The following is a 19,577-nucleotide window of genomic DNA, read 5'->3' on the forward strand; positions in this document are numbered from 1 at the left end:
GACGACGTCAAACCATCCTCGACTACTTGGCGCACGTCCGACTGCGATTGTCATAACGAAGATCTCCAAGAATTTATGAGTACCAAAGAAAAGCTCTTAACCTACATATAACGCTGCTTTGATTAAGCAGATTATGGCTCGGTTATGAGTAAAATTTACTTTTCTTTACTGTACTCAATATCTTATGTGAAAGTCTCTAAGATTTCCACTCTATTTAGATGAGCTATGTTAAAAAGCCTACCTGTGATGACTTCCAAGTGCTATGTAGTAAGCCGTACTGCCTTCCCGCTCTCATAATTGTGTTGGCGCGTGTCTAAGATAATAAAGAAAGTATATGTACGGAATATTTGCCGCTTGACACCGCATGTTCACTATTGACCTGACTTTAAAGTACACACCTATGCCGCTGTCTGTGCAACGCAAGTCAGCAGAAGAGGCAGAAGCAACTTACCAGGAAATTATCAAAGCGATGCGCTCTGATAGTCCTCAGCTTTTGGAACTCAAATGTGATCACCAACCGGAAAAGAAAGTTGGTGTTCTTAGCGATCAAATTACTGCCGTCGTAATTTCTCAGAAATCTGGGGCCGCTGGAGCAGGGCGTACTCCAGGATTCTTTGCTCTGGCTGAATGAATACAACAGCAACTAACGCCATGAGCCAAGCGGCAATTCATGTGCGAGATCTTTGCTTCAGTTGGCCTCAAGGAGCGGCTGTTTTACAATCTTGCTCTTTGGATGTTCCCAAAGGCGAGTTTTGGATGCTCCTGGGTACCAATGGAAGTGGAAAATCAACGTTACTGAGGTTGCTAGCAGGGCTATTGCAGCCTCAGTCCGGTGAAATTCAGATTTCGTCAGGAGTAGGCTTTGTCTTTCAAAATCCCGATCATCAGCTAGTCATGCCTACAGTCGGTGCAGATGTGGCTTTTGGTCTGGTGGAGGAAAAGCTTTCTATTGCTCAGGTGAATGCGCGGGTGAGAGAGGCGCTAGCGGCAGTCAAGTTGCTAGATTTGCAGCGACGCCCGATTTATGCCCTAAGTGGTGGGCAGAAGCAGCGAATTGCGATCGCAGGCGCGATCGCACGTCAGTGCGAGGTCATACTTTTAGATGAACCCACAGCTTTGCTTGATCCAGATACTCAACTGGATTTAGTCGCGCAAGTGCGAAACCTTGTCAAAAGTCGTGAGTTGACAGCGTTATGGGTCACGCACCGCTTGGATGAACTGAATTATTGTGACGGTGCTTTTCTGTTGGAACAAGGTCAAGTTGTTGATCAGGGTGACCCGGAACGCCTCAAGCAACGACTGATGCAAGAAGCAAATGTTGCAATTTGAGTAGTTTCTGATTGAACGTTATTCGATGGGGATTGGAGAAGACGTACCTCCAGTCTCCTTTTTTTTGTACAGCTTTCGTCAACTAGGGCTTGGGTTCTTATCGCAGAAGGCAGAAGGTTTATTCCCTTTATGGGTTGACTGTTAACGCTTAACAGTTAACCATGAACAGATCCATCATCGTTTTAAAGTCATACTTCCGATTGGGAAGGAGATTTCAACACTGATTGCTCTAAACTGATTTCTGTAAACTATTGTTAATATTAGGTTACTGATAAAATCCTACAGCAACATATTGGCCTTGAAGAATGCCCCGTTCCTCACCACAGGCTGTTTTACTAGTTGATGGCTATAACGTCATCGGAGCTTGGTCTTGTTTGAAAAAGACCCGTGATTGCGATGGCTTGGAAGCAGCTCGCCAAGAGTTAGTTGAAGCTTTAATCAATTACAGTGCCTTTCAAGGCTATAAAACTCAGGTTGTTTTTGATGCTCATGCTCAAAATACACCCATTTACTCGGAAGTCTTAACAACTCATTTATCAATTTGCTATACAGATTTTGGACAGACGGCAGACACCTACATCGAGAAGTTCTGTGCTTCCTTCCGATTCAATATTAGTCGGCTAACCCAGCGATTAATCGTTGCGACTTCAGATCGAGCGCAGCAACTTACGGTGGTAGGGTACGGGGCAGAATGGATGTCGTCTCAGCAGTTGGCAAGTGATGTTGAATTTACGGCGCGTCGAACTCGTCGCCGACAGCGACCCCAGAAACAGTCTCAGGGTCGTTTTTTATTCAATTCCTTAGATGCCGAGGCTCAACAACGGTTAGCCCAATGGCGTAAGGGGATTAAGTGAGTTGTGGAAAGTGCGGGTGCTAAGTTGAGTTCAGCAGGTAGTTGACAGATACTGAAATACCTACTAATCTTATAAAGGTGTGAAAACAAGCCCCCATCGTCTAGAGGCCTAGGACACCTCCCTTTCACGGAGGCGACAGGGATTCGAATTCCCTTGGGGGTATCAAAAATTAACTAAATTGAATCATCTGGGGTTGGATGCTAGTACTTCGCAGTAAGAGAAGCTTCCTAACCCCTATTTTATGTACCTGATAGGGATTCAAGGTAATTGAGAGAATTTCCAGCTTGTCTATGCGCTCATCATTTTCCTTGTTTCAATCCCTGATAGGGATTCAAGGTAATTGAGAGATCCTACAGTTCGGAACTTCATCACTTTAGAAAGTTTCAATCCCTGATAGGGATTCAAGGTAATTGAGAGCAATACTGATTCAGTCTCAGGCGTAAGGGTGCGGTTTCAATCCCTGATAGGGATTCAAGGTAATTGAGAGTTTGCTATTTGTGGATTAGATTTTGGTTCAATCAAGTTTCAATCCCTGATAGGGATTCAAGGTAATTGAGAGAGGAGCGAAACGATCGCTGCAATTATCAAGGCTGGTTTCAATCCCTGATAGGGATTCAAGGTAATTGAGAGTCCTGAAGGGCGTGCGATCGACATGAAAGCCCATGTTTCAATCCCTGATAGGGATTCAAGGTAATTGAGAGCAGACTGTAATTGATGCTCAAGCCGATACCGAGCAAGTTTCAATCCCTGATAGGGATTCAAGGTAATTGAGAGTTGATGGAGAAAGTCAGGAAACTTAAGGTAGAAGTTTCAATCCCTGATAGGGATTCAAGGTAATTGAGAGTTGAGAGCGGTAGGTGCCGCTTTTTTTTGTAGGTAGTTCACGTTTCAATCCCTGATAGGGATTCAAGGTAATTGAGAGGCAAGGTAGTACAAATGTTCGCTCTTAGAATTACGTTTCAATCCCTGATAGGGATTCAAGGTAATTGAGAGGATCGCTGTTAGTGCTGACGAATGTCCACCGCTATAGCAGTTTCAATCCCTGATAGGGATTCAAGGTAATTGAGAGGATGTTCGTCTGCTGGTCGCTGGGTAAAGTATCCGTTTCAATCCCTGATAGGGATTCAAGGTAATTGAGAGTCTGATGCGGTAACTTTAGGGCTTGGTACAGCAGGTTTCAATCCCTGATAGGGATTCAAGGTAATTGAGAGAGCGGCAACCTGAAAGGCTGACTGTATGAAGTTTTCAAGGTTCGTTTGCGCGGATGTTCCAATCATCTCCAAAAACCTGCTTCTTGTCAAGAATCAAAATTGCTGAAACCCTTACCTGCTATGGTGCGCGAATCCCTCTGTGCGGGTGATAGCTTCAAACCATTGTCTCATCAAGAATCCAGTCGATTCTTAGAGCAAATTCTCAAAAACACCTACCCCTTCGCGCATTCAGCAAGATAAACACCTACGAGCAATTGTCCAAACAAATCAGGAAAATTGCTTTTCCTCACACCCTATTCCAATCTAGAGAATGTCAAAGTCCAGTTAGAGTCGGCACTTCAATAGGGGCTAGCTGGTCGAGAGATTGCCAGATTTTTTGTAAGAGTGGGTCTAATCCAAGGCGAGTAGCCGCTGAAATCTGAAATACTGGCACCTGAGTTAGCTGGCTTAGTTGAGTTGCAATAGCATCTACAGTTTCTTTGTCAACAGCATCCACCTTGTTGAGAGCAAGAATTTGAGGACGTTCTGGTAACCCACGCCCATAAGCGTGTAACTCCTCTTGAATAATTTGATAATTAGCGATCGCATCATCAGCCGTCGCATCAATCAGGTGTAGCAACAAGCGTGTGCGCTCAATATGACGCAGAAAATCGTGACCCAAACCTGTCCCCTGATGCGCCCCAGCGATTAGTCCAGGAATATCCGCAAAAACTGTACCGTCACCATTTGGCTTACGCACAACACCCAAATTTGGAATCAGTGTTGTAAAGGGATAGTCGGCTACCTTTGGTCGGGCAGCAGAAAGAGACGAAATCAAGGTAGATTTACCAGCATTCGGTAAACCAATAATCCCCACTTCTGCCAGTAGCTTCAACTCCATGCGTAAAGTGCGTTTCTCGCCTTCAAGTCCCGGTAAAGCATACTCTGGCGCCCGATTGCGATTACTCAGGAAGTACTTGTTTCCCAAACCTCCCTTTCCACCTTTGGCGACACAAAGCCTTTGCCCCGGTTCCACCAAATCGCCCACGATTTCATCCGTATGAGCATCATAGATGACCGTACCACAAGGAACTTCAATAATGCGATCGCCTCCATCTGCACCTGTCCGATTATTCGGCCCTCCGCGCCCACCGTTCTCACCCTGGAAGTGATGGGCGTATCTGAAGTCCAGTAAGGTTTGTAGGTTTTGGTCAGCGACTAAGATAACATCACCACCACGTCCCCCATTACCACCCGCAGGCCCACCCGCAGGCACATACTTCTCCCTCCGGAATGCGACAATGCCATCGCCACCCTTGCCTGCTTCTACTTCAATTTCCGCTTGGTCAATAAATTGCATTGTTTAGTTGTTAGTTGTTGGTTATTGGTAGTTAGTTGTCAGCGACTAACCACTGATTACCTAACAATAGTCTGAGATATCCTCACCCTTCTCATCTGCCAGATAGGATAAAGCCCTAAAACGCAAGCCGACTAACTGCTCATAGAGGGGATTAATCTTGCACAGTGGGGGGATGTGGACGATTTTGTGTCCAAATAGCTTGACATCCCGCTCGAAAGGGCATTGAGCTGGAATCAATTTGCACATAAATCGTGCTAACCGTGGGTCATGAATTTCCATGCCATCTAGCCACTCCCGTACTGGGTGCAGAACATCGGAATGGGGGTGAGGAGACGTTCCTGGTTCCTGAGCTAATTCAGCTATTGGGTTAGCTGCCGTAGTGGCTTTGCTGTCATAAAGCGTCAGCCGCAGTGATTCTAGCGCCTCCACCTTCAACCCCAGTGCTTCACAGAACTCATGTAGAACATCTGCTTCCGTGGTTGAGTACACACCGTCTGCTAGCGCTACCATCACAGCCGTTCTCAAGAAATTCTCTGCCCTTGCCGAGTCATTACCCAAAGCCGCCGCAAGTTCCTCCGCCGAGATGGGTTCATCAAGCGAGGACAAATCCTTTGAAGGAGCTAGTTCTTCTTGCGCGATTTGGGTAAGTATCTCTTGTTCTTCTGGGTCAAAATGACCGTCTGCCCAAGCAACCGTGAATAAACCCCGCAGCCATGCGGTTATTTGTTCTTCTGCGTAAGGAGATTGAATTACACTCGTCATAACTCGCTTTCATTAAATCTACGGACGCTGTTTTAAGAGCTATTTTTGGCTCTGTCTCTCCTAGTTGTAACGTAGGAGACTAGACAACTTGCACACCTAATCGTTTCGTGACTTCATCGAAGTTCGGGCTGTTCCTCTTTGTGATTTTAACGAGTGCTGGCAAAAAATTCTGCTCAAAGCTGGGGTGCTACCCCTACTGGCTACAGCTATAAGGTTGTGAAACAGCGCTACTACTCAGGAAAACAACAAAGCTGATGCCTGATAGCTGACGGTTTTCTGCTATAGCCGTTCTAAATGATTCATGAAGGCGAGAATCTGAACCTCATTCTCATAACTGTTTTAGTTAAACTTACTCAAGTTGTATCAGGTCGCAACTGAAGGAATCCTTTATATTAATTAAGACTAATCGTATTTAATTTTTTGCTTAACATGGCTCAAATCAAATTGAGTGGAATATACATTTACCCCATTAAATCGGCGGGGGGCATTTCCTTACAAACGGCTCAGGTTGAGAACCGTGGCTTTCAATACGATAGACGCTGGATGTTAGTTGATGAAACGGGAAAGTTCATGACACAGCGTAAGTTTCCTCGTATGGCGTTGATTGGTGTACGCCTAGAAGGAAATCAGTTAATTGTTGAGGCTCCTAATCATGGAAGTATTGCTATCCCAACATCCCTTGATAGTGGCGATACCATCTTTGTCCAAGTGTGGAATGATTTCTGTGAGGCAATCTCTCTGACAGCAGAAGTTAATCAGTGGTTTAGTGAGTTTCTAGGAACCTCCTGTCAGTTGGTGTTCATGCCAGAACGCTCGCACCGACTAGTCAGTTCTCATTATTCGATGCAAAATGAGCTAGTGAGTTTTGCTGATGCGTTTCCATTTTTACTAACGTCTGAAGCATCGCTCCAAGATTTAAATGAGCGATTGGATGAGCCTGTCCCAATGAATCGCTTCCGTCCCAATTTGGTCGTTTCTGGTTGTGAGGCGTTTGCTGAAGATACTTGGCGACAAATCCGCATTGGTTCGATTCTATTTCATGTCGTTAAGGGATGCGATCGCTGTGTGGTTACCACAATTGATCAAACGCAAGGAATTCGAGGAAAAGAGCCATTAGTCACGCTAGCTAAATATCGCCTCTGGGATAGAAAAGTTTGGTTTGGGCAAAACTTAGTTCCAGCACAACTCGGAACACTCCAGGTAGGAGATTCAGTAGAAATTCAAAGCTTGAACACAGAATCATTATTAATCTCATAATTCTCGACTTAATCCTCACCAAACCTTTCTGTAGCAGTCGTATCCTGCCAATTTCATCTTTGGCACTGTTCTAGTAAAACTGGATAAAGTTGTACTAGCTCTTTAATCTGGGTAATCCCTTATACTCATAAGGCTAAACCTATTCAATTTATTAGTTCATTTCGATAATGCATAATTTCCTACCCGTTGCTTATTTTCAAAATAAATTTTTACCTTTTGCAGAAGCGAATGTTTCTATTGCAACCCACGCCTTACACTACGGGACAGGAGCGCTTGGGGGATTACGTGGTATCCCCAACCCTGAGAATTCTCAGCAAGTCCTACTATTTAGATTAGAGCGACATTGCCAACGATTAAGTAATAGTGCTAAATTTCTTCACTACGATTTACCAGCCGATAAAATTAAGCAAATTATCATTCAATTTGTAGAGCAAAATAAGCCAACAGCGTCGTTCTATATTAGACCGTTTATTTATACCTCAGGTTTAGGAATTTCCCCTAGACTCCATAACATTGAAAAAGACTTTTTTGTTTACGGCTTAGAAATTGGCGATTATCTACCTCCAGAAGGAATTAGTTGCCGGATTAGTTCTTGGTATCGGCAAGAAGACCGGAGTTTGCCCCTCAGAGCGAAAATCAGCGCTGCTTATATTACTTCTTCTTTAGCAAAAACTGAAGCGTTTGAATCTGGTTTCGACGAAGCGATTTTACTCAATTCTCAAGGTAAAGTCAGTGAAGCTTCTGGCATGAATATATTCATAGTCAGAAACGGAGAACTAATTACTCCGGGTTTTGACCAGGATATTCTAGAAGGCATTACTAGGGATAGCGTGATTACTGTTGCGAGAAATTTAGGAATTAAAACCCTAGAACGACCTGTTGATAAATCTGAGCTATTTATCGCTGACGAAGTTTTCTTGAGTGGGACAGCGGCTAAGGTTACTCCTGTTAAAAAAGTTGAGAACTATGAACTTCCCAAAACTAGACCAATAACTGAATCAATTCGAGAAAAGATTACAGCAATTACCGAAAATAGAGATTCTCAATATAGTGATTGGGTAGATGTAATATCTATTTAAAGCTTCTCTTTCGCGTTTCTTTGTAGAGAAGGAGGTTAGGGTGTTAACCTATCTTTGATTTATTCAAGTCCAGGTATAGCAACGGACAGGCAGCTTAGGACAATGATCAACTCACACAATAAGCTACTGTAGGCGGCTATCACGAAATTGTCCTAACAGCTTTGGCGACTGCTATATTTATCAGGATGGTTCAATTTTAGGTTGAATTTCTAGCTCCTTGTAGCCAGTAACAGTATCTCCTGTTCTCAGAAATGTGAAATTTTCAGTAGTGCCGACAATTATCCTGCGGTTGTATAGATAATGCAACCATCTACGAGATGTCCGCCAATAGTTTTACCATTTTTATCAGATAGGGAAATATGTAGATGAAGTCCGTGAGTGGAAAGCGTACCAACCAGGGAAACTATCTCAAATCTTTCCTCAAATACTTGAGTTTCGTCTTGACTCGCAAAGCGTAGGGTTGCTTGTTTGAGGCTACCAACAGTAGTAAGGATAAAGCCTGATTGGATATTATTTTGTTCTACGAACGTTTTCAGGCTGGCTTTTAAATCTTGTTCAGGTTTTAATCGAATTGGAAAAATCTTCATAGACAATCCTTACTCCAACTCTGACTTATCAATCTGTTGGAACAAATATTCTGTACTACATAGTGCTACTGAGGTAAAATAACTCACCAGTTATATAGCAGTTCTCCTTTGGATGAGGTAAAAGGTTCTGGGTTTTCGGGAATTGGGAATGGGGAATTGGGTGACGCTGGCATCCGGAGGGAACCTCCGGATGAGGAAGCGCACCCGAAGGGAATAGGCAAGAAAGTAAGATGTACCTCACTGATACGAGAATCGCCATAAATGGGCAAGAGGTAAGAGAGGTTGTTATAGCAGTAGCCACGAATGTTAGGACATTAAGGGGAGAAGAGCGTTTCTTAACTAGAGCCGCTTTGACCGAAAGCTGACCGCCCAAAGCTGACTGCTGATGGCTATATGACTGGAAAGACATAGGTGGTTGGGTAAAGCGATCGCGTTTCCGAAGGATAGATAACCCAACGCATAGCTCTTGTAGCGTTTGATTTCGTTACCTCATCGCAATCTACCTGGTTTAGGGCTGTTGTCTTTACAGCGATGTTACAGATCTGCCTTAAAGTTGCCTGATAGACCACAACTTAATCTGAATACAGATATTATTATCGGAAGAGCAGCTATAGCTCATTGGTAAGAAGTGGAAATGTCAAGAAACCAGCGGCTAGAGAACCAAGATAAGATTATCGACAAGCTCCAGAGCAGAATACTTGAGACTTTAAATAAAGAGAACATGGAAGCCAGTGATTTTCAGAAGCTTCAATTCCTCAGCCTCAGTCTAAGAGCAGTCTCAGAAGCTACTAGACATCTAAACACTTTGCCCTAATTAAAATAAGGTGGGCAATCTTGCCCACCCTACTAAACTAATTACGGCTTAATTAAATGCCCTTCCAACTTCCGGTAATTAGCAATTCGCCTTGCACGCTCTAGGGGGGGATAAAGAAGCATTGCTGCTAAGGGAAAGCTGGTTCCTAACACAGCAGACATGACTGGTAGATTATTGAAAAATCCTAATTTAAACCCAATCCCTAAACTAATTCCTAAAGCTCCTGACAATATAGACACTCCGCAAGCCAATGTTTTACTAAATCCTCGATTTAAGCAACTTGCCGCAACGCCTTCGCCCTCAAAGGCTGCCATAAACACCACAGCATCAACAGCAGCAAAGGCAGCGATCGCAGCATTTGTGGCTCGAAATTTCGCCCCGAACCCTGTAACCATCATTGCGGCTACTCCGGCAAAAAATACCGCTGCTACAGTATCCAGCGCTTTTAGCGGTAGCCCAAATCTGGATCTAATCTTCGCGACAACATTAGAGATAAAGTTAGAAGTGACGGCTGCCATTACTCCCAACAAGGCAACAAAGGCGGACACAAAAATTGCGATCGCCATTCCCAATGTCCCACTTTTGTTGACAATCCCCTCCCAAGCTGAGGTTTCAACCCAAGTTGCCACCGCTGCAAAAAACACCAGTAAAGCCAGGGAAAAATAAGGCATTTTTTTTGTAGCGATTGGCACTGGAGCTGTATTGACTTTGATGTTGACAATCTGAGTTTCTGGCTGAGAATTGCTGTGAATTAAAAGCTCTCGCTCAAAGGTCTTGTTTGCCATCAGCCGACTGGTGTCAACCGTGATTTTGCACAGCGCATTATTATCGATAAACTCAGACTGTTCCAGCCAAATCCATCTGTGGAAGTCAGGAGTATGCGGTGGGTCACTTAAATGCGAGGCAACTTCCAAGCGACTTTCCAGAACCGTATCCGGAACCGAGTTAGTAATGGTAATCGTTTGACTTAACTTTTCACCGAGTTTTTTGGCGGTAAATTCCAAATTCGTTTGATTGAGCTTAACTTCTGGGACACGGATAACGTAGATAGGTTTGAGAGCTTCCAGTGCCGTTGCTGCATCAGGAAAACGGTCTTTTGGTTTGAGTTCAACCATCTTTTGCAGCCACTCAATCCAACGCAGACTCAGCTTCGGAACAAGATGCTTGAAGTTGATTCGGTAGTCGTCATCAATTAAGTTGCTAATCGCTGTAGATGGCGTACCAGTTAGCAAGCAAATTAGGGTTGCCCCTAAACCATAGAGGTCGGATGCCTCACTCAACTGCCGATTAAATAGCTGTTCGGGTGCCATAAACCCAATTGTGCCTTTGGCGACGCTGCTTACAGCCACTTCACTATCACCAATCCTCGCCAAGCCGAAATCTACGAGGAAAACATTGATCTTGTCATCCACCAAGATATTCTCCGGTTTGAGATCTCGATGACTAATGGCAGGAATGCGATTTTGCAGGTAAACCAAAATGGAAAGCAAAGAAACTGCAATTTGCTTAATTTCATCTGGGTCAAAACTGCGGGGTACGACGAGAGAGGGTGCCCTTTTATATTCCTGCACTAGGCAAAAGCCTTGTGAGGTTTGAAAAGACCCTAAGTAGCGAGGGATACCGGGATGATTTAGTCCTCGCAAAACTTGGATTTCGCGCTCGATGGTATCGTAGTCTGACCAATTAGTGCCACGTTTTGCAAATTGAAATTGCTTAATAACAATGGGTTGCCCCCCCATTTTCCCCTTAGCCAGGGAGGAGGCTGAAGGCAGAGGAATAGCAAGATAGGTCACTCTCCCACCAGCGCGATTGTGACCTAACTCTCTAACGACCCTGAAACCGTGGCTGGATAAATCTGGAAAATTGCTCATGAGTGTGAGGAGGAAGGCATGTCTTCGGCGAATTGCCCTATTCTTCAGGAAATTCTACCGCTTCTCCAGAAGACTTGGCTCGGAGAACGGGAACGGACACAAGATGTGCGATCGCGCATTGTATCGCACAGCCATGTGTTGCATTTATCCACGATACCGCTTTCCTCAAAAGATGAGGGCGATCGCTTATCAATTGGTTAATACCCGTTGAATTCTGTTGTACCAGGACGATTCGGGCAAGGCAAAGCCGAAAAGGAGCAATTTATTCCTTTCCTTCTAACCGAATTAGCCCAATCTCGGCTACACCTCAACGGGTGTTCGATAATCACTCTCTTCTTCAACACTCAGAGGTGGGGTATCTTGATTCGTAATCAAACGCGCCCCACGTTTACGGGTGAAGTAGTTCCAGCCCCACTGAATCAGCACGAGCAGTTTGTTGTCAAACTCAATCAAATAGAAGATGTGGATAAAAATCCAGGCAAGCCAAGCTGGGAAGCCAGCAAACTTGATAAAGCCTAAGTCTACAACTGCCGCATTGCGCCCAATTACCGCTAAGCTGCCGTAGTCGTTGTAGTGGAATTCCGGTAATGTCTTTCCTTTGAAGCGTTGCTTGATAAGACGAGCAACATACTGTCCTTCTTGCATCGCAACGGGTGCAACACCCGGTAAGGGTTTGTCATTTTGGTGAGGGAAGTTCGCTAAGTCACCAATGACAAAAATATTTGGATGGTTCGGTACACTGAGGTTTGGTTCTACTATCACTCGCCCTGCGCGATCGAGTTGGGCCCCCGTTGCTTTGGCAATAACCTCACCCATTCCAGAAGCTTTCATTCCAGCCGCCCACAAGACAGTCCGCGCCGCAATTTGTTCAGTCTCATCACCTTTACGGATAGTCACAACATCATCTTCAATGTTGGTAACCATAGCCTTGGTTTGAATCGTCACTCCCAAACGCTCTAGTGAGGCTTGAGCTTTTGCCGACAACTCAGGTGGATAAGGCGGCAAAACTCGATCCATGCCTTCTATCAGTAGAATTTTGGCTTCCGATGTGTCGATGTTGCGGAAGTCGTTCTTCAAGGTGGTGTAGGCAAGTTCTGCCATCGCCCCAGCTAATTCGACTCCTGTTGGGCCACCTCCCACTAAGACAAAAGTTAACCAAGCACGGCGCTTTTCTAGGTCTGTTTCTTTTTCTGCGGCTTCAAACGCAACAAAGATACGACGCCGCATTTCTAGCGCATCTTCTACTGTTTTCAAGCCTGGAGCTTTGGGTGCCCATTGCTCGTTGCCAAAGTAGTGGTGGCTAACGCCTGTCGCAACGATGAGGCTGTCGTAATTGAGTTCTCGGTTTTGTACTTTGACGGTTTGCTGCTGAGGGTCTATTTTCGTCACTTCCCCCATCAGCACTTCTGTATTTTTCTGACGGCTTAAGACGGCTCGCAAGGGAGAGGAAATATCACCAGCCGATAAGCCACCTGTCGCCACCTGATAAAGCAATGGCTGAAACAGGTGAAAATTTCGTTTATCAATTAGCGTGACCTTTACAGGTGCCTTTGAGAGAGCCTTTGCGGCATAAAGCCCACCAAATCCGCCACCAACGATGACAACATGATGAGGAGACTGGTCTTTGGCTTCGGTTAGCATAAAGGTTCTTTCCCTATGGATTTAACGGCTTAGACAATTAATTGAGAAGAAGTTAATTATCTTAAGGCTCTTACAAACACTAATCTAAATAAATTTATATTAAAAGTCACTAAGTATAAGTATCAATGTATACGGGCTAATTTATAATTTATAATTTCTTGTGTCTGTATAAAATCACTGGTACAACAAGGTGCGATCGCAGACAGAGTGAAAATGCGACTCTAGCTCATCACTAGGAGAGGTTAGTGGCAGTAGGCGATCGCTGCTAATCAATCACATCCATAACAGCCGTTGCCAAAAATCAAAACTTAACACTATTTGTGATAAGTAGAAGAGATGCTGAACGATTTATCTCTTCTACGTCTCTTACAACTAGCTAGTCCGGCGTTGCCAGTGGGTGCTTATAGCTATTCCGATGGATTGGAAGCCTTAGTTGAGGCTGGTGTGATTCACAACCCAAAAAGCTTATGGTACTGGCTAGAGCAAGAACTGCGTTATGGTGCAATTCGATTGGAAGCAGCAGTGATGGTGCGAGCTTATCGTAGTGTTATCAGTGGTGATGTTGAGGCTTTAGAGTATTGGAATGCTTGGGTAAGTGCTGCAAAGGAAACGGCTGAGTTGCGATCGCAAAGTTGGCAGATGGGGAACTCTCTAATGCGATTGCTTCGGGATTTACCACCACCCAAGACACAATTGCCTATCTCTCTAGCAGATTTGGCAGCAGCAGCAGGTACACCTTGTAATTATGCGATCGCATTTGGCATTGCCTCAGCCTATTGGCAAATAGATCTTACCGCTTCTGTGCTTGGCTACTTGCATAGTTGGGCATCTAATCTGATTGGTGCAGGTGTCAAACTGATTCCTCTGGGTCAAACAGCAGGTCAACAGTTACTACTTGAACTTGCTAGTAGCCTCTCTTTGGCTAGCCAAGACATTTTAGCCTTAAAGGATGAGCAATTAAGTAGTTGTGGCTGGGGATTAGCGCTTGCCAGTATGGCGCATGAAACTCAATACACGCGGTTATTTCAGAGTTGATGGAGAGCTGTCAGCGGTCAGCGCTCAAAGGGTTTGATGCTTTTGCCAAAGATAATGTAACTATAGCGGTTCTCGGTTGGATGCGGTACACTTTGACCTCTCTCCTACAAGGAGAGAGGCTTTGATTCTTACTCCCCTTCCAGCTAAAAACATTATTCCTTTTCCCTCTCCTTTTAGGAGAGGGCTAGGGAGAGGTGGGAAGGGGTTGGGGGTTAGGTTTTTCTGCTGTACACGCGCATAACAGAGAAATGCTATATATTTTTCACTACTATTCAAAGCTCAAAATGCTATGAGTGCTTTTCGTGTTGGGATTGCGGGTCCCGTGGGTTCAGGGAAAACGGCTTTATTAGATGCTTTGTGTAAGGCGATGCGGGTATCGAGCCAAATCGCTGTAGTGACCAATGATATTTATACCCAAGAAGATGCTCAGTTTTTGGTGCGTTCTCAGGCATTAGAGAGCGATCGCATTTTGGGTGTTGAAACGGGGGGTTGCCCTCACACGGCTATCCGTGAGGATGCCTCAATGAACCTAGCCGCTATTGAACAGCTAGAACAGCGATTTACTGACTTAGACTTGGTGTTTTTAGAAAGTGGTGGTGATAATCTAGCTGCAACCTTTAGCCCAGAACTTGTTGATTTGACCATCTATGTTATTGATGTAGCGGCTGGTGACAAAATTCCCCGGAAAGGAGGCCCCGGAATTACGAAATCTGACCTTTTAGTAATCAATAAAATCGACCTCGCCCCTCAAGTGGGAGCTGATTTAGGTGTCATGGAACGCGACGCTAAAAAAATGCGAGGTGATAAACCGTTTGTTTTTACAAATTTGAAGACTCAGGAAGGATTAGGAGTTGTGATTGACTTCGTTAAACTGCACATGGGAGAGCAGAGTATGATTGGTGGAACGGGTACTGTGCGTAGTTGATGCCCGCACTGGTAAAGTAATGACGAACTCTGTCCCTTGATTCGATGCTGAATGTACCTGAATATTGCCGTGATGTTGAGTAATAATTTGGTAGCTAATCGCTAAACCTAAGCCTGTGCCTTTACCTGGCTCTTTTGTTGTGAAAAATGGGTCAAATATTCGCTCTTTGATTGCGGATGGAATCCCAGAACCATTATCAGAGATTGAGATTGCTACCCAGTTTTGATCGAGTACTTTGGTACAAATCTGAATTGTAGGAATTGGGGGTTGGGAGGAAGATGCAGGGAGTTTTGTAGACATATCCCCGTATTTTCTTTCCTTCTCGCCTACTTCCAAGGCATCAATAGCGTTGCTCAGGATATTCATAAATACCTGATTCAGTTGCGCGGGAGAACATTCTACTAGTGGTAATTCCCCATAGTGTTTTATAACTTCAACTCTTTGCTTGAGGCGGTTATTAAGAAGGATTAGCGTGCTATCAATTCCTTCATGGAGATTGACTGCCTTCATTTCAGCTTCGTCTAGGCGGGAGAAGTTTCTGAGGGATAGAACAATCTCACGGATACGCTCAGCACCTCCTTTCATGGAGGAGAGGATTTTGGGTAAGTCTTCGGCAAGAAAGTCAAGCTCAATTGCTTCAATCTGCTCTTGAATTACGGGTAGTGGTTCAGGGTATTGTTGCTGATAGAGACGCACTAATGAAAGTAAGTCCTGAATGTATTCAGTGGTGTAGTCCAGGTTGCCATAGATAAAGTTGACAGGATTGTTGATTTCGTGAGCCACACCAGCAACCATTGCACCTAAGCTGGACATTTTTTCGGTTTGAATGAGTTGCGCTTCGGCTAGCTTGAGTTCCTTTGTGTAGACAGCAATGCGTTGTATGAGTTGATTAAGAGAGGTTGCGAGGACACCGACTTCATCGTTGGTTGTCACAGGTACCCGAAGTTCAAAGTTAGACTCTTCTGTTACTTGTTGAGCAACTTTAGTGACGGTTTTGATCGGTTGGGCGATCGCATTACTGGTGTATAAAGCGAGTGCCACAGCAAGCGCTGCTGATAGCACCATACTGGACACAATAACTTGCACTCGCAATGCACCTGCCCGCTTTAGGGTAATAGCTGCTTGCTTGTCTTGATCTTTTGCTGTCTCAATAAGCTGGTTTAACTGCTCAAAAAGCTGATCTAACGCGATCGCCACTTCGCCACTGCTGTTTCTTAATAGTTCCTGTTGTGCTGGCAGAATTTCATCTTGTCTCAAGTTCCAAGCATTGATTTGCCGTAAGAGGGACTGTGTAACGCTTCTGTAACCCTCTACGGTGATATCGGCTCTGTGTAATATAGTTTGTAACGTCTCGGTATCTGCTTTGGCGAGGTTGTCGGAATTGTTGATAAAGCGTTCTGTTTCTAAAATCGCTTGTTTGGCTTGTTCAATGCTTTGAATAAACTCCTCATTTTCGTATCGTAGCCAGACAGGATTTCCCAAGACGACAGGAAAGCGGGAAGCGTGCGATCGCGCTTGCAATACGGCTGTTTGTAATTCTTTAAGCAGATGTTCTTGCTGATGGGCGCGGGTTAATTGAACAATTGCCCGATTTTGATAATGCTCTCCAATCGCTAACCCAGCAATCGTTCCTGAAATTGCAATTCCTACAGCAAGCGCGTACCCAGCACCAATTTTTTGTCGGATACTTGCACTTAAGAGCCTGAAGCGTAGTTGGCGCATCGTGTATGGCTTGATCCAAGGTGACACCAAAGCGCTCTTTACCCCGTGCCCTTTTCCCACTTCATCTGCACGGACAGATTGATGTTCTTGAAGCTGCACCGATGGCAGTAGGTTAAAAACGGCTGGGTACTTATGCCCAGTAGGATGCATTGGTGCCTTGCACCTCAGCCACGAAAGGAATCGCAGCATCTGTCTAGTTATATAAAAATCATTTATAGCAGCTATAAACAGTTCAAATTAAACAACTTTATGAAATTCTTAATAAGTTTTCTCGTGGACTTGTCGAGAATCCGTGAGAATTTCTTAGCTAGCCCTGATCCTGAATTTACGGCCCAGAAGACGGCTGATCCCACTAGTTCCGCTTTCTAACTCTGAAATAATCAAGTTTTTGTATCGTAGACAACAATTGATCGGGTAACCTCGCTCTAATATCACAGCTTGAATGTGTGTCTCTATATCAACAGGCTGAAATTTTAAGAGAGGGGTAGATCACGGCATGGCAAGGCGATTCGGACGGCGGAAATTTTTGGTCTACGGCTCCGCGACTTTGGGAACAAGCCTTCTATTGAAAGCTTGTGGTGGCAGTCAAACAACAACAGCAGAAAGCCCAACAGATTCGGCATCCCCAGCAGCATCTACCAGTAGTGGTGACACGATTAAAGTCGGGATTCTCCACTCCCTCAGTGGCACGATGGCGATTAGTGAAAAGAGTGTCGTGGATGCTGAACAGCTAGCGATTAAGGAAATTAACGCAGCGGGTGGTGTCTTAGGCAAACAGATAGAAGCAATTGTTGAAGATGGTGCTTCGGACTGGCCGACCTTTGCAGAGAAAGCAAGAAAGCTCATTGATCAGGATAAAGTTCCTGTTGTCTTCGGCTGCTGGACTTCTGCCAGTCGTAAGGCAGTACTGCCAGTATTTGAAGAGAAGAAACACATGCTCTGGTACCCCGTGCAGTACGAGGGTCAGGAGTGTTCTAACAACATTTTCTATACAGGTGCGGCTCCAAACCAGCAAATTGAACCTTCTGTTGATTGGTTATTAGAAAACAAGGGCAAAGAATTTTTCTTAGTGGGTTCTGACTACGTTTTCCCACGCACTGCCAACACAATTATCAAAGCGCAATTAGCAGCCAAAGGTGGCAAAACCGTTGGGGAAGATTACCTGCCTTTGGGTAATACAGAAGTTACGGCGATTATTACTAAAATCCGGGCGGCTTTACCGAACGGTGGGGTGATTTACAACACCCTGAATGGAGATAGTAATGTTGCCTTCTTTAAGCAAATGCAAGGTGCAGGTTTAGGCCCAGATAAGTACCCTGTCATGTCGGTGAGCGTTGCTGAAGAAGAAGTTAAGGCAATTGGTGTCGAGTACCTCAAAGGTCATTATGCCGCTTGGAATTACTTCCAAACCGTAGAGACACCTGCCAATCAAAAGTTTGTCGCGGCGTTTAAGAAAGAGTACGGTGACGACCGAGTGACGAACGACCCAATGGAAGCGGCTTACATTGCTGTTTATCTGTGGAAGCAGGCGGTTGAAAAGGCAAAAACAGTTGATGATTTAGAGGCTGTGCGTAAGGCAGCATATGGTCAGACGCTTGAGGCTCCCGAAGGCACTGTAACGATGGAAGCCAATCATCACATTGCGAAAGTGGTGCGGATTGGGGAGGTTCAGGATGACGGTTTATTTAAAATCGTCTATTCCACCGATAAAGCCGTTGTGCCAATTCCTTGGAATCAATTTGTTACTGAAACCAAGGGATTTGCTTGTGATTGGTCTGACCCAAGCAAGGGTGGGAAGTTCAAGACGACTTAAGACGTTATTAGTGGTTGGTTGTTAGTTGTTAGCAGTAGAGGCGACTGGCTGATGATTGACAGGTTGTTCAAAATCCAACTAACAACTAACAGTTAACAACTGACAACTAACAACTAATTGGAGAAAAGGTGTGCTAGCAGGACTGTTAGATGGTCTATTTAGCGGTATTAGTATTGGTGCTGTTTTACTAATTGCAGCGCTGGGGCTAGCTATTGTTTTTGGGCTGATGGGTGTCATCAACTTAGCTCACGGTGAGTTGATGATGCTGGGAGCTTACACGACGTTTGTTGTACAAAATGGCTTCAAAAAGCTCGGTGAGCCTTGGTTTGAAGCTTATATTTTCTTTGCCCTGATTCTGGCTTTCTTAGTCGCCGCAGCGGTGGGACTGGCTTTGGAACGGGGGGTAATTCGCTATCTTTATGGACGCCCTTTGGAGACATTGCTAGCAACTTGGGGCGTTAGCCTAATTTTGCAGCAATTTGTCCGTAGCGTGAACTGGGTTATTGTTGTTGGTCTGGTGGTGTTTTGTCTACTATTTTTTGGGGCATTGTGGATTGTCTCTCGACGCTCGGATATAGATCGAATTAGAAACTGGGTAGTGGCAGTGATGTTACCGCTATCGGCAGGAATTGCGATCGCGGTTGGGTCGTTTTTGAGTAAGACTTACAAGCTTGCCGCAACCAAGCCTTGGTTTGGGGCACAGAATGTGGATGTCACAGCCCCTAAGTGGTTACGGGGTGGCTTACCTTTGGGGGCTTTTCAACTCCCTTATGCAAGGCTATTTATTATTGGGCTGACAATTCTTTGTGTTGCGGCGATTTACCTATTCTTGCAGCGTTCGGCTTGGGGCTTACGGATTCGAGCAGTGACCCAAAATCGCAGTATGAGTTCTTGCTTGGGGATTCCGACCCAAAAAGTAGATGCTTTAACATTTGCTCTCGGTTCAGGATTGGCAGGGGTTGCGGGTTGTGCGATTAGTTTACTGGGTTCTGTGGGACCGAATACAGGTCAGAACTATGTGGTCGATACGTTCATGGTGGTGGTTGTGGGTGGTGTCGGCAAGTTGGTGGGGAGTATCGTTGCCGCGCTTGTAATCGGTACCGTGAACTACCTCATCGGTTCAGGAACTCTCGCTTTACTGTTTCTCCCTGTGAAGCCGTTGGCGGAATTCTTTACCTTCTTTGCAACAACCAGCATGGCAAAGGTGATGGTATTTGCTCTGATTATTGCTTTCCTTCAGGTGCGACCGGGTGGAATTTTCCCCCAAAAAGGGCGTTCTGTTGATGCTTAAGCCTCTAGCGTTCAGTGTTCAGCTATTTTGAGTTGCCGACAAGCTTA

General features: G+C 45.0%; 17 protein-coding genes, 1 tRNA gene and 1 CRISPR repeat array. Of the genes, 11 read left to right on the forward strand and 7 right to left on the reverse strand.

Going from position 1 to position 19,577, the window contains the following annotated elements; translation table 11 throughout:
• The first annotated feature begins 364 nt into the window (after positions 1-364).
• The 4 genes from AC5JL3_RS33035 (at position 365) to AC5JL3_RS33050 (ending at position 2,345) form a co-directional block, all read left to right on the forward strand.
• Positions 365-631, forward strand: coding sequence for a UPF0367 protein family (locus AC5JL3_RS33035; RefSeq protein ID WP_496078488.1), 267 nt, complete (start codon positions 365-367; stop codon positions 629-631).
• A complete protein-coding gene (locus AC5JL3_RS33040) occupies positions 628-1,329 on the forward strand; it encodes an energy-coupling factor ABC transporter ATP-binding protein (RefSeq protein ID WP_496078489.1) in 702 nt (233 codons plus the stop codon). The genes AC5JL3_RS33035 and AC5JL3_RS33040 overlap by 4 nt, the downstream gene beginning before the upstream one ends.
• Positions 1,330-1,634: 305 nt before the next feature.
• Positions 1,635-2,183: an NYN domain-containing protein gene (locus AC5JL3_RS33045; RefSeq protein ID WP_192218154.1), complete on the forward strand. Its 549-nt coding sequence runs from the start codon at positions 1,635-1,637 to the stop codon at positions 2,181-2,183.
• 89 nt (positions 2,184-2,272) lie between these two features.
• A tRNA-Glu gene (locus AC5JL3_RS33050) sits at positions 2,273-2,345 on the forward strand.
• Positions 2,346-2,420: 75 nt separating this feature from the next.
• Positions 2,421-3,394: a CRISPR direct-repeat array (repeat unit 37 nt; unit sequence GTTTCAATCCCTGATAGGGATTCAAGGTAATTGAGAG).
• 313 nt (positions 3,395-3,707) lie between these two features.
• Here the strand turns inward: AC5JL3_RS33050 and obgE are convergent.
• Both obgE and AC5JL3_RS33060 read right to left on the reverse strand, forming a co-directional pair.
• Positions 3,708-4,733, reverse strand: coding sequence for a GTPase ObgE (obgE, locus tag AC5JL3_RS33055; RefSeq protein ID WP_496078490.1), 1,026 nt, complete (start codon positions 4,731-4,733; stop codon positions 3,708-3,710).
• Positions 4,734-4,793: 60 nt separating this feature from the next.
• Positions 4,794-5,495: a DUF533 domain-containing protein gene (locus tag AC5JL3_RS33060; RefSeq protein ID WP_496078491.1), complete on the reverse strand. Its 702-nt coding sequence runs from the start codon at positions 5,493-5,495 to the stop codon at positions 4,794-4,796.
• A gap of 429 nt (positions 5,496-5,924) precedes the next feature.
• Between AC5JL3_RS33060 and AC5JL3_RS33065 the strand changes: the two genes are divergently transcribed.
• Both AC5JL3_RS33065 and AC5JL3_RS33070 read left to right on the forward strand, forming a co-directional pair.
• Positions 5,925-6,752, forward strand: coding sequence for an MOSC domain-containing protein (locus AC5JL3_RS33065; RefSeq protein ID WP_496078492.1), 828 nt, complete (start codon positions 5,925-5,927; stop codon positions 6,750-6,752).
• Between the two features lie 167 nt (positions 6,753-6,919).
• A complete protein-coding gene (locus AC5JL3_RS33070) occupies positions 6,920-7,831 on the forward strand; it encodes a branched-chain amino acid transaminase (protein ID WP_496078493.1) in 912 nt (303 codons plus the stop codon).
• A 278-nt stretch (positions 7,832-8,109) separates the two neighbouring features.
• Here AC5JL3_RS33070 and AC5JL3_RS33075 read toward each other — a convergent pair whose 3' ends face one another.
• The 3 genes from AC5JL3_RS33075 to AC5JL3_RS33085 form a co-directional block, all read right to left on the reverse strand.
• Entirely contained in the window at positions 8,110-8,418 is a 309-nt protein-coding gene (locus AC5JL3_RS33075; protein ID WP_496078494.1) for a PPC domain-containing DNA-binding protein, read from the reverse strand.
• A gap of 55 nt (positions 8,419-8,473) precedes the next feature.
• On the reverse strand, positions 8,474-8,827 hold the full coding sequence (locus AC5JL3_RS33080; RefSeq protein WP_496078495.1) for a hypothetical protein: 354 nt from the start codon (positions 8,825-8,827) through the stop codon (positions 8,474-8,476).
• A gap of 446 nt (positions 8,828-9,273) precedes the next feature.
• Positions 9,274-11,103, reverse strand: a complete 1,830-nt coding sequence (locus AC5JL3_RS33085) for a serine/threonine protein kinase (RefSeq protein ID WP_496078496.1) — start codon at positions 11,101-11,103, stop codon at positions 9,274-9,276.
• Between the two features lie 18 nt (positions 11,104-11,121).
• Here AC5JL3_RS33085 and AC5JL3_RS33090 point away from each other — a divergent pair, with 18 nt between their 5' ends.
• Positions 11,122-11,304, forward strand: a complete 183-nt coding sequence (locus tag AC5JL3_RS33090; protein WP_496078497.1) for a hypothetical protein — start codon at positions 11,122-11,124, stop codon at positions 11,302-11,304.
• 99 nt (positions 11,305-11,403) lie between these two features.
• On the opposite strand, the gene AC5JL3_RS33095 is transcribed toward AC5JL3_RS33090, so the two are convergent.
• Positions 11,404-12,744: an NAD(P)/FAD-dependent oxidoreductase gene (locus tag AC5JL3_RS33095; RefSeq protein ID WP_496078498.1), complete on the reverse strand. Its 1,341-nt coding sequence runs from the start codon at positions 12,742-12,744 to the stop codon at positions 11,404-11,406.
• Positions 12,745-13,080: 336 nt separating this feature from the next.
• Between AC5JL3_RS33095 and AC5JL3_RS33100 the strand changes: the two genes are divergently transcribed.
• Together AC5JL3_RS33100 and ureG are read left to right on the forward strand one after the other, a co-directional pair.
• Positions 13,081-13,779, forward strand: a complete 699-nt coding sequence (locus tag AC5JL3_RS33100) for an urease accessory protein UreF (protein ID WP_496078499.1) — start codon at positions 13,081-13,083, stop codon at positions 13,777-13,779.
• A gap of 289 nt (positions 13,780-14,068) precedes the next feature.
• Positions 14,069-14,704 (forward strand): urease accessory protein UreG, encoded by a 636-nt coding sequence (ureG, locus tag AC5JL3_RS33105; RefSeq protein WP_496078500.1) that lies wholly within the window; start codon positions 14,069-14,071, stop codon positions 14,702-14,704.
• Here ureG and AC5JL3_RS33110 read toward each other — a convergent pair.
• Positions 14,624-16,576, reverse strand: coding sequence for a sensor histidine kinase (locus AC5JL3_RS33110; protein WP_496078501.1), 1,953 nt, complete (start codon positions 16,574-16,576; stop codon positions 14,624-14,626). The genes ureG and AC5JL3_RS33110 overlap by 81 nt on opposite strands.
• Before the next feature lie 346 nt (positions 16,577-16,922).
• Here AC5JL3_RS33110 and urtA point away from each other — a divergent pair, with 346 nt between their 5' ends.
• Together urtA and urtB are read left to right on the forward strand one after the other, a co-directional pair.
• Positions 16,923-18,239 (forward strand): urea ABC transporter substrate-binding protein, encoded by a 1,317-nt coding sequence (gene urtA, locus AC5JL3_RS33115; RefSeq protein ID WP_496078502.1) that lies wholly within the window; start codon positions 16,923-16,925, stop codon positions 18,237-18,239.
• 130 nt (positions 18,240-18,369) lie between these two features.
• The gene (gene urtB, locus AC5JL3_RS33120; protein ID WP_496078503.1) at positions 18,370-19,530 is read left to right on the forward strand and encodes an urea ABC transporter permease subunit UrtB; all 1,161 of its coding nucleotides are present in this window, start codon (positions 18,370-18,372) and stop codon (positions 19,528-19,530) included.
• Positions 19,531-19,577: the final 47 nt, after the last annotated feature.

The organism is Symplocastrum torsivum, assembly GCF_059505465.1.